We start from the raw sequence: 11,758 nt of genomic DNA on the forward strand, positions 1-11,758 counted from the left end.
CGTCTATCGATGTACTTACTCAGAAGACAGACCGCGTTTAGCTGAAGTTTTTCTTGCGAGATAAGGATGGCTAACCTCTGATGTTTATCCTTTCTTATCTCTTAAAAAGGGCTCTGACCGCCTTTAGTATGGAGGGAATATGAAGAAGATAAAATTGAAAGCGTTTTTATGGATGCTGTGTCTATGGCTTGCCGTAACGACGGTTTTGGGCGCCGCCTTGCCGGCAACGGCGTTGGCCCAGTCCGGTGTGACGGAAGCCGCATCAGAGAAGACGGACGCGCCGGCTAAGGTTGATCCGGAAGCCGGAGCGCTCCCAAGCGTTACGGAAGCCGTCTATGACCAAGACGGCAAGCGTCTCGCGGATCAAGCCGCCGCGTTCAGCGGGACCAACCTGGCTCTGAACAAGCCGGCTTTTTCTTCGGGAAACGAGGTGGATTACTTGACGCCGAATCTGGCCGTGGACGGGAAGGGAAATACAAGATGGTCTTCCGATAAGCATGATGATCAATGGTTTTACGTGGATCTGGGAGAGCCTACGGACATTGATCGCGTGGTGATCCGCTGGCAGACGCCGGCCGATACATACAAAATACTCGTATCGGATGACGGAGAGAATTGGACGAACGTGAAGGAAGACGACGGCATCATTCAATGCAAGGGAGGAACGGAGACCATCGACTTCGCTCCCCTGAAAACCAGGTACGTCAAGTTCCAGGGCATGAAGCGGGCACCCGTCGAAGGCACCCTGTACGGCTACTCCTTCTACGAATTCGAAGTTTATCAATTGAATGACCTGCAATCCATCGTAGACCGCGTTGCGGCGACGCTGACGGTCCAGGCCGGCCAGACGGAGTTGGATTGGTCTGCGGCCGAGGTTCCGGATGGGTACAGCGTCCGCTTGTATGGCAGCGACCGGCTGCCCGTCATCGACCGGGAAGGCCGTATCCGCACCCCGCTGGTCGATGCCAAAGTAAATCTGATCGTCGAGGTCGAGGATGAGAGCGATCCGAACCGGAAGCTGCTGTCTGATAATATCACGGTTACGGTTCCGGGTCAGCATCAGCAGACGCCGGACCGCAATGCCGAGCCGGAGGTCATCCCTTCCTTAAGAGAATGGTACGGCGGATCGGGCGACTATACGTTGACGGCGGATTCGCGGATTGTCGTCCGTCCGGAAGACGAAGGGGTCCTGCGCAAGGCGGCGGAACTGACGCGCGAGGATCTGATCGATCTGACGGGTTTGGAGCTTGAGATCGTTTACGGACAGCCGAAGGCGGGAGATTTATATTTGGCGATCGATCCTTCGCTCGCCTGGCTTGGCAAGGAGGGCAACGTGTTTAAGGTCGACGATTACGTATCGATTGCTTCCGTATCGCCGACCGGAGCTTTCTTCGGCACGAGAACCGCGCTCCAGATCATCAAGCAGCATCCCGACCGTACGATTCCGCGCGGGGAGGCCAGAGATTATCCGAAGTATGAGAAACGGGGACTTATGATCGACGTAGGGCGAAAATTTTATACGATCGATTTTATGAGAAGTTATGTGAAGCTGCTGTCATGGTACAAAATGAACATGTTCCAGGTTCATTTGAACGATGATGTCGGCACGCCGTTCGCGGACGGAACGACGGCCGCCTTCCGGCTGGAGAGCACGACCTATCCGGGATTGGCGAGCCCGAATGGGCATTATACGAAGCAGGAATTTAAGGAACTGCAGCTTTTGGGCATGGATTACGGGGTTAACGTGATTCCGGAAATCGATACGCCGGGTCATTCCCGCGCCTTCACGTCCTATGACCCTTCATTGGGCAACGAACATGCGCTGGATATTTCCAAACCGGAAACCGTCGAATTCGTTAAAAATCTGTTCAACGAATATTTGGACGGCAGCGATCCGACTTTTGTCGGTCCTGACGTGCATATCGGCACCGACGAGTACTGGGGACCGGACGTGGAGCGGTTCCGCTGGTATATGGATACCCTCGTGAAACATATCAACGACAAAGGCAAGCATCCGCATATGTGGGGCGGAATGACGCAGTACAACGGAACGACCCCGGTAAGCAACGAAGCCACGATGGATATATGGTACGAACCGTACGGTCCCCCGCAGCAGGCGGTAGATCTCGGTTACGACATCCTTAACGTTCAGAACGTATTTATGTATATCGTACCTACCTTGTATGGCGATTATTTGAATTCCCAGTTCCTTTACAACGAATGGGAGCCGAATAAATGGGAAATCTCGACCCTGCCGCTGGGGCATCCGCGCATAAAAGGAGGCATGTTCGCATTATGGAACGACGTATCCGATGCCAACGGCTTGTCCATGGACGACTCGCATGACCGGTTGCTGCCCGGCATTCAGGTCGTGTCGGAGAAGATGTGGACCGGAACGAGAGACGACCGATCCTTTGAACGGTTTGAACAACGTACCAAGGCCATCGGCGATGCTCCGAACGCGAATTTGTCCCATAAACTCACGGTAAAGAATGACGAGAATCAGGTGATCCGGTACTTGTTCGAAAAAGGGCTTCAGGATGACTCCGGCAACGACTTTGACGGCAAAGGCGTCCATGTCAACATGACGGAGGGGAAATACGGGAAGGGAGTCCGGTTCAAGGGCGGCTCCAGCTATATCGAGACGCCGGTTGACGCGGTCGGGTTCGGCTGGACGCTCTCCATGTGGGTGAAGCCCGACCCCGATAACCCGGACGATGCCGTTTTAATGGAGTCCCCGGTCGGCAAGATCAAGCTCAAGCAGGGCAAGACCGGCAAGCTGGGATTCTCCAAGGAGCACTACGACAGCACGTTCGATTACGTTGTACCTGAAGGAGAATGGACGCATATTTTGCTGAAGGGAGACAATAAAGGCGTTACGCTGTTCGTCAATATCGACGAGCATGTAGAGCGGCTGGAGGAGCGGTATCCGAAAATGCACACCCTGGTTTTGCCTGCGCTTCGGATCGGCAGCGATTCGAATGCGTTCAAGGGCGTGCTGGATAACGTCATGATCTACAACAAGCCGATCGATCTGCTGAGCGGCGAAAATTTGGCGCTCCATAAAACGGCTGAATCTTCGGAACTGGAATTTCCGTATTACTCGCCGGACATGGCGGTGGATGGAGTCGTATCCATCAATTCGCGATGGTCCAGCGCTTATGTCGACGATGCCTGGTTTACCGTTGATCTTGGCGAATCGAAAGAGATCAACAAGGTCATTATCAAATGGCAGGCAGGAGCCGAGAAATACCAGCTGCTCGTATCCGAAGACAAGCAGAACTGGACGAACGTGTCCGGGGATGAGGGAGTCGTCACATCCAAAGGCAAGCTGGACATTATTACATTCGCTCCGACGAATGCGCGTTATGTCAAGTTCCAGGGCGTGAAGCGCGCAACCGTCTTCGGCAACTCCTTCTATGAGTTCGAGGTGTATGCCCCGGATCAGGTGCAGGAGTACAAACGGCTGATCGGCTTGATGGATGAACTGCTGCCGAAAGCGCACGGGCCTCTGCACAAAATGCTGCTTGAGGTGCTGAACCGATATCCATATGACGTGACGCGCGAGCTGCGTCCAATGCAGGAGCTGCTGAAGCAGCTTCAGTAAATCGAGTTCAATGGACTAAACGATAACATGCAATGAATGCGCCCCGCGAGGTTTTCTCGCGGGGTTCTTCTTGCCGCTGCAAGGGTTCACCGTCCCTGACCGGTACTCCAAACGGTCTATCGGAACAACGAACGATTCCCTGCTTGGAAAATAAGCCTGTTTAACCCTATGAAAATATCAAATATGATATAATGGCAAAGTCATAGCATGGTAAAACATTTTGTTTTTTGAATACAAATAGGAGGAAATTTGAAACGTGAACCCTACCATACAACCATCCCTCATGCTCGTTGACGGCATGGCCCTTTTGTTCCGCGCTTACTATGCGACGGCTTCCAGCGGTTATATCCGCCGGACGAAATCCGGCCTTCCGACCAATGCGGTATACGGATTTCTCCGTTATTTGTGGGATGCCATAGATACGTTTAAACCGACGCACGTAGCCTGCTGCTGGGACATGGCTTCCAAGACGTTCCGCAGCGACCAATTTGCGGCTTATAAGGGCAACCGGCCGGAGGCCCCGGACGATCTCGTGCCCCAGTTCTCCCTGATCCGGGAAGTGACGGAATGCCTGGGCATTCCAAACCTTGGCGTGGAAGGATATGAAGCCGACGACTGCATCGGAACCCTGTCCCGCCGCTTCGGCGAGGACATGAACGTGATGATCCTGTCCGGGGACCATGACCTGCTTCAGCTCGTGAGCGACCGCACATCGGTTATCATTATGAAAAAGGGCCATGGCAACTATATGGTTTATACGCCGGAATCCCTTTATCAGGAAAAAGGTTTGCTTCCGCGCCAGGTCATCGACGTCAAGGGACTCATGGGCGATACGAGCGACAATTATCCCGGAGTCCGCGGAATCGGCGAGAAGACGGCCATGAAGCTGGTCCAGGAGTTTGAGTCGATCGAAGGCATTCTTGAGAACATGGATGCGTTGACCAAAAGCGTTAGAAACAAGATCGAGGCGGATCTGGAAATGTTGCATTTATCCCGGAGACTGGCTGAAATTCATTGCGAGGTTCCGCTGGAATGCGAGCTTGACCTGTGCCTGCTGGAGATTGATCATGAGCGTGCCGCCGCCAAGCTGGATGAGCTCGAAATGAAGAGCCTAAGCCATATGATGGGAGCTGCAATGGTACCGTGAGCGGTTTTTTTAAACCGAAAATGAAAAAGGGAGTATTGTCCGCACTTTTTATTTTCATGATCGCTTACGCAACAGCCTGTTCGGGCAGCGGCGGGAAGGCGGCCGACCCGTCCGGCGCGACCATGGAAATCACGGTATCCGCCGCAGCCAGCTTGAAGGGGAGCCTTGAGGAGATCGCGAAGCTGTTCAACGAAGAGTACCCCGATATCAAAATCGCGTACAATTTCGGCGGCTCCGGTTCCCTTCAGCAGCAGATCGAGCAGGGAGCCCCTGTCGATCTGTTTATTTCCGCTGCCATGGAGCCGATGCTCGCCCTGCGGGATAAAGGCTTGGTTGACCCCGGACATAACCGCCCGCTGCTGCTGAACCGGCTGGTCCTGATCACGCCCAAAAACCGGCAAACGGTCACGGCCATGAAGGATTTGAGCCGAATGCACGTAAAGGCGGTTGCGGTGGGCCAGCCCGAAACCGTTCCGGCCGGCGCGTATGCCAAGGAAGCTCTTCGGCATGAGGAATTGTGGGACATGATTGAACCGAAAGCCGTTTATGGAAAGGATGTTTCCCAGGTATTGTCTTACGTTTCGTCCGGAAACGCCGATGCGGGATTCGTTTACGCAAGCGACGCGTCAAAATCGAAGGATGTCCGGATTGCGGAAGAGATACCTCCGTCATTCCATACGCCTATCCATTATCCGGCGGCGGTGATCAGAACCGCGAAGCATCCGGAGGAGGCCGGCCGCTTTCTCGAATTTTTGCGTTCGAAAGAGGCCGGGGCCATTTTCAAAAGGCATGGATTTTTTCTTCCGGAGGAAGCTTTGTGATCGAGAGCCATTTGTTTTGGATGCCGGTGCGGCTTTCCGTAAATAGATCACTGCCATCCAGCGTGATTGCCTTTATACTGGGAACTGCACCCGCCAGGTGGATGCACAGGGCCAACCCATACGAACCCCGACACCGCTGACGGCGATATATATTGCCGAAGGGAACGAAAGAGAGTGATCTCGCCCGGGCCTGGACCGGCATGATTGTTTGTTATCCTGGCTGCTTCTTGACGCGGCGGGAAACGGCGGGAGCCATTGCCGTCAGGACCGGAAAGATTAACATATATAAACCATACTTGCACACCTAGGAGAGGATGAACTACATGAAACTTGGAGCGATTGAAGCAGGCGGCACCAAATTTGTATGCGGGATCGGTACGGAGGACGGTACGGTTATCGAGCGTATCAGCTTTCCGACAACGACGCCGGAGGAAACGATGGCGCAGGTGTTCGATTTTTTTGCGGACAAAGGAGTGGAAGCGATCGGGGCCGGTTTCTTCGGACCGATTGACCCCGTAAAGGGAAGCCCGACGTACGGTTCCATTACAACGACGCCGAAGCCCCACTGGAGCAATTTCAATGTCGTTCATGCGTTGAAGGAACGGTTTGACGTGCCCATCGCTTTCGATACGGACGTAAACGGCGCAGCGCTTGGGGAATATACATGGGGCGCAGCCCAGGGACTGGACAGCTGTCTGTACATCACGATCGGTACCGGCGTCGGAGCGGGTGCCGTGGTGGACGGCAAGCTGATTCACGGCCTGTCCCACCCGGAAATGGGACACATTATCGTTCGCCGCCATCCGGAGGACACATACGAAGGTACCTGCCCGTACCACAAGGATTGCCTTGAGGGCTTGGCGGCAGGCCCATCGCTTGGCAGACGCTGGGGCGTGGCCGGTGCGGAGCTGACGCCTGACCATCCGGCATGGGAGATGGAGGCTTATTACCTTGCGCAGGCGCTGATGAACTACGTGCTGATTCTTTCGCCGCAGCGGATCGTCATGGGCGGAGGCGTGATGAAGCAACTGCAGTTGTTCCCGCTGATCCGCACGAAGCTGCAGGAGCTGCTGAACGGCTACGTATCGCATCCGAGCCTCAATCAGGATATCGACCGGTTCATCGTTCCGCCGCAGCTCGGCGACAATGCGGGACTATGCGGTGCCCTGGCTCTCGCAAAGCTTGCGGCCGGCGAAGCGGCTAACTAAGGAACGCGTGCTTGGAGAAGATCCGCTTCATTGAACTTTACAGGGTTGGAAGAGTGCTTCTTATCTGAAGCAGCTTTTGATCCTTAACGGGGGAACCCTTGTGGTCTATGGACCATGGGGCCCCCTTTTTGTTTAGCAAACACTCCGTGAAAGTGGTATAACAGCAGGGTTTGAACAAACGTTGCGATCATGATAAACTTTTTCAGAAGCTTGGAATTGCAGCTGTAAAGGAAGGAAACAAATGGAGAAATCGATGACGATTCAGGAAGTGGCACGATTGGCCGGTGTGTCCGTAGCTACCGTATCCAGGGTTTTGAACGGAAGTCCGCTGGTCAAAGACGATACCCGCGAAAAAGTGATGAGCGTTATACGTAAATTCGATTACCAGCCGAATTTGCAGGGCCGGGCTTTAAGAAGATCGGAAACGATGAAAGTGCTTGTGCTGACTCCCCGGATAGACTGGCCTTTCTTTGCCGATGTCGTTCAGGGGCTTGAAGACCGCGCTAAGCAGGATGGTTATTACGTGTTGGTATGTCCGACCTCCAATCATAAAAACCGGGAAGAAGAATTGTTTCAAATGTTGCAAAATAAGCTTGCCGATGGAGTCATTACTTTTAGTTCCACGCTTACCGAGGAAAAATTAAGCGCATTGGGGCAAAAGTACAGCATCGTGCAATGCTGCGAGATTAAAGAGGCCTCCTTCACCTGCGCGGTATCCATAGACGATGAAGCCGCCGCTTATGATGCGGTTCGTCATTTCATTGAAGCCGGGCACAGGGATATTGCTTTGATCGGCGGGCCCTCAAACATTAACTCCACCCACCTGAGGCTGCAAGGATACAGGAGGGCGCTGGCGCAATACGATATTCCGGTTCGAAAGGAATGGATAAAGCTGGGGGATGGCAGGTATGATGACGGCGTGGCCCTGACAAACGAATTGCTGCAGCTATCGGAGAGCCCTTCGGCCATATTTTGCCTGAATGACAGTGTTGCCGTAGGCTGCGTCAATGCCATCAAGATAAACGGCCGCACCGTGCCGGATGAGATCGCCGTCATCGGATTCGACAACACTCGCGAAGCCACGATGTCTTTGCCAGCATTGACGACGGTGCACCAGCCTAAATATGATCTGGGGTATACCGCCATGAATTTGCTCATTCACAATATGACGAGCGAAGACAAGAATTATGAAAGAGTAACGCTGCCGCATCGGCTTGTCGAACGGGAATCAACTTCCCGTGGATGAACCAATAGAATAGAACTCTAACGGAACCGGTTTGAAGAGGCGAAAAGCCCATATCTTCATCCGGTTTTTTTCGTTTGAAGGGAAACCATGTTCGAAAAGATTTGACGGGGGTCAAATAATGGGGTACAATCCAGATACACAAATGTAATCCATTACATTTATAATAAATACCATAAAACAAAGGTTTATTTTGTTTTAATGTAATCAATTACAAAGATTTATGTCATTTGTAAAAGGTGCATTTGTGTACTTCATAAATTAGGGAGGAGATTGAAAATGGGTCTGGAATTTGGTTTGCAGCTTTATTCGGTCAGAGACGAATTGACAAAAGATTTTAAAGGTACTTTGGAAAAGGTGGCTGCCATCGGATACCGAAACGTCGAGCTGTTTTTCCACGACGCTAACAATATCGGAGGCACGGTTGGGCAACTGAAACCGGCTGAGCTGAGACAGGAGTTGGATCGCCATGGCTTGAAAGCGGTATCGGCCCACATTGACCTTGGATTTTTGGAGCAGGACAACGCGCTGCAGATCGTCGACTATGCGAAAGAAGCCGGTTTTGATTCCGTGGCAATTGCAATCGCTTTCTTTGCCGATAAAGAAGAGGTTATGGCGATGTGCGGGAAATTAGACAAAGCGGGGCGTTTTTTCAAGGAGAACGGAATTCAGCTGTATTACCACAACCATTTTGAGGAATTCCAAAAGTTTGACGGTCAATATGTGCTGGATATCATTTTGGAGAATACGGAGGAAGATCTCCTTAAGGTCGAATTTGATACGTATTGGGCTTTGAGAGGCGGCGTGGATCCGATTGCTTATCTGAACAAGCTTGGAAACCGGTGCGATCTAATACATCAAAAGGATCTGCCAGCCGATGTGAAACCTGTGAACTTATTCGAAGTTATCGGCGACGACGCCCGAATCGATATGGAATTGATGATCAAGCTGCATAAGATCGAGTATTTCACGGAAGCAGGAGAAGGGGTCATGGACATCCCGGCTATATTGAAAGCGTTCAGAAGCAAGCCTGGGGCCAGATATCTGTTCATCGAACAGGACTGGACGACGAAAAATCAGCTGGAAAGCGTCGAGATCAGCTACCACTATATTTCCAAACTATTTCAAGCCTAATGGGCCGGACATTGGAGGAGCGAAAATGAGCAAATTAAAAATAGGCATTATCGGCTGCGGCGGAATCGCCAATGCCAAGCATTTGCCGGCCTTGTCCAAATTGTCGGAGCTGGCGGAAATGACGGCGTTTTGCGATATCATCATCGAACGGGCGGAACTTGCTGCCAAGCAGTACGGAGCCGCAGGCGCCAAAACCTATACGGATTATAGGCAACTTATTCAAGACGGACAGCTTGATGTGGTTCATGTACTCACGCCGAACAGCACGCACTCCGTGATTACCGTCGAAGCGCTTGAGGCAGGCAAGCATGTCATGTGCGAGAAGCCGATGGCCATAAATTCACTGGAAGCGAAAAGCATGCTCGATGCCGCCAAAAGAACGGGCAAAAAGCTGACGATCGGTTATCAGAACCGGTTTAGGGAAGATGCGTTGATGCTGAAGGAAGCCTGCGAAGATGGATTCCTGGGCGATATCTATTTGGCTAAAGCACATGCGGTCCGCCGCCGCGCGGTTCCGACATGGGGGGTGTTTATGGACAAGGAGAAGCAAGGGGGAGGGCCCTTGATCGACATCGGAACCCACGCGCTCGACCTGACGCTCTGGTACATGAACAATTACAAAGTGAAGTCCGTATCCGGAACCGCCTTTCAAAAATTGAAGGATCAAAACCAAGCGAACCTGTTCGGCAAGTGGGATCCAAACGAGTTTGAGGTGGAGGACTCCGCCGTCGGATTCATCAAAATGGAGAACGGTGCAACGATATTCCTGGAGTCATCATGGGCCCTTAACACCCTTGACGTTCGGGAAGCCATGACCTCGCTGTTCGGAACGAGGGGCGGAGCGGAAATGCGCCGCAATCCGGCTGACGGAAACCCTGCTTTGCATCTAAATACCGAATTGTATGGCAAGCTCGTTGAAATCAAGCCGGAGATGAACGCCTCCATTCCGTATTACGGTTCGAAAGTCGAGAATGAGGCGGACCGCGAAGCGAGACAATGGCTTGAGGCCATTCTTGGGGATAAAGCGCTGCTTGTAAATCCTGAAGAGGCGTATGTCGTAACCAGGATCCTCGAGGCCATTTATGAATCTTCCAGAACAGGGCAAGAAATCATTTTAAATTAAATGGACGTGCGCTTCCGTCTACTGCTTTTATGCCTAGTAGGCGGAAGTAAACACGTAAAAATGTAAGGGGTTACAATACCGTTCAGGGGGATATCTCATGGAAAATCAAGTTTCATGGAAAGAACGGATCAGTTACGGTCTCGGCGATACGGCCTCCAATCTCGTTTTTCAGATGATTACGCTGTACTTGATGTTCTTCTATACCGACGTGTTCGGATTGAACGTGGCGGCCGTAGGGACCTTATTCCTGGTTGCCCGGATCATCGATGCCTTCGACAGTCCGATCATCGGCATGCTGATCGACCGCACAAATACGAAATGGGGCAAATCCAGGCCGTATTTTCTCTGGCTGGCGTTACCCTTTTCCGTTATTGCCGTGCTAACGTTTATGACGCCCGATCTAGGGGAAACGGGTAAGCTTGTGTACGCCTATATTACCTACATTACGCTTGGCATATTGTATGCGGGCATTAATTTGCCGCTGACCTCTCTACTTACAAGCATGACGAGTAACCCGCAGGAGCGCACGGTCGTCAACTCCGTGCGGATGATCTTCGGCCAATTGGGCGGCTTGATCGTCAGCATCGCCACACTCCCTCTCGTTTCGCTGTTCGGCAGAGGCAATCAGCAGCAGGGTTTTTTGTGGACCATGGTGTTGTTTGCGGCGTTTGCCGTTCTGCTGTTCTATATAACATTTGCCAATACCCGCGAACGGGTACAGGCTGCCGACAGTCAACAAGTGATACTGCTCAAGGAAAGCGTCAAGGCGATAAAAGGGAATTTTCCCTGGTGGCTGCTGCTCTTTATTAATATATTTTTTTGGATTGCCTTCACCAGCAAAGGCCAGTCTACCGTATTTTTCTTTAAATACAATTTGGGGCGGCAGGATCTCGTTCCGCTCGTAAACGGTTTAAACGCGCTCCTGCTGGTTGGCATTGCTATGATGCCCATGATCGCAAAGCGGATCGGCAAGCGAAATACGGCATTCCTGGGCATGGTCATTGGAGCGGGAAGCCAGCTTGCGATCTACATGGGAGCGACGATGAGCTCTATCCCGGTCCTGATGGGAGCCATCATTGTCGGCAACATCGGTCTCGGATTTACGGCCGGCCTCATGTTCGCGATGGTGGCGGATACGGTTGATTTCGGCGAGTGGAAATCCGGCGTCAGAGCCCAGGGGTTGCTTACGGCATCCAGTTCCTTCGGAGTCAAGTTCGGCATGGGGATCGGCGGAGCCATTGCGGCTTGGGTTCTCGCGATCGGCAGCTATGTCCCCAATCAGAACCAGGCGGCTTCCGGACTGGCTGCCATTCAATTCAATTTCGTGTGGATACCGTTCATATGCTTTGTGCTCTGCGCCATACTTTATCTGTTTTATAAATTGGACCATGTAGAGAAAGAAATGATTGCAGATTTGGAATTGAAGCGGAGAAATAACCGTATTGCTGAAGCTTCATAGCCATTGCCAGGTTACG

8 protein-coding genes are annotated in these 11,758 nt (G+C 52.2%); all 8 read left to right on the forward strand.

The genetic code is table 11. The features are described 5' to 3' along the window. Window positions 1-139: 139 nt before the first annotated feature. A complete protein-coding gene (locus XI25_RS11340) occupies window positions 140-3,607 on the forward strand; it encodes a discoidin domain-containing protein (RefSeq protein ID WP_046678679.1) in 3,468 nt (1,155 codons plus the stop codon). A gap of 283 nt (window positions 3,608-3,890) precedes the next feature. After that, the gene (locus XI25_RS11345) at window positions 3,891-4,754 is read left to right on the forward strand and encodes a 5'-3' exonuclease (RefSeq protein WP_200901414.1); all 864 of its coding nucleotides are present in this window, start codon (window positions 3,891-3,893) and stop codon (window positions 4,752-4,754) included. Then, window positions 4,751-5,575 carry a molybdate ABC transporter substrate-binding protein gene (gene modA, locus XI25_RS11350; protein ID WP_235439827.1) on the forward strand — a complete coding sequence of 275 codons (825 nt, stop codon included), beginning with the start codon at window positions 4,751-4,753 and terminating at the stop codon, window positions 5,573-5,575. The genes XI25_RS11345 and modA overlap by 4 nt, the downstream gene beginning before the upstream one ends. Before the next feature lie 314 nt (window positions 5,576-5,889). After that, a complete protein-coding gene (locus tag XI25_RS11355) occupies window positions 5,890-6,783 on the forward strand; it encodes an ROK family protein (RefSeq protein ID WP_442950379.1) in 894 nt (297 codons plus the stop codon). Between the two features lie 241 nt (window positions 6,784-7,024). Continuing rightward, window positions 7,025-8,029 (forward strand): LacI family DNA-binding transcriptional regulator, encoded by a 1,005-nt coding sequence (locus XI25_RS11360; protein ID WP_052759559.1) that lies wholly within the window; start codon window positions 7,025-7,027, stop codon window positions 8,027-8,029. 276 nt (window positions 8,030-8,305) lie between these two features. Next, the gene (locus XI25_RS11365) at window positions 8,306-9,160 is read left to right on the forward strand and encodes a sugar phosphate isomerase/epimerase family protein (RefSeq protein ID WP_046678682.1); all 855 of its coding nucleotides are present in this window, start codon (window positions 8,306-8,308) and stop codon (window positions 9,158-9,160) included. A 25-nt stretch (window positions 9,161-9,185) separates the two neighbouring features. Beyond that, window positions 9,186-10,283, forward strand: coding sequence for a Gfo/Idh/MocA family protein (locus XI25_RS11370; RefSeq protein ID WP_046678683.1), 1,098 nt, complete (start codon window positions 9,186-9,188; stop codon window positions 10,281-10,283). A gap of 97 nt (window positions 10,284-10,380) precedes the next feature. Next, window positions 10,381-11,742: an MFS transporter gene (locus XI25_RS11375; RefSeq protein WP_046678684.1), complete on the forward strand. Its 1,362-nt coding sequence runs from the start codon at window positions 10,381-10,383 to the stop codon at window positions 11,740-11,742. Window positions 11,743-11,758 lie beyond the last annotated feature (16 nt).

This window comes from Paenibacillus sp. DMB20, from assembly GCF_000987955.1.
GTDB lineage: Bacteria > Bacillota > Bacilli > Paenibacillales > Paenibacillaceae > Paenibacillus_AQ.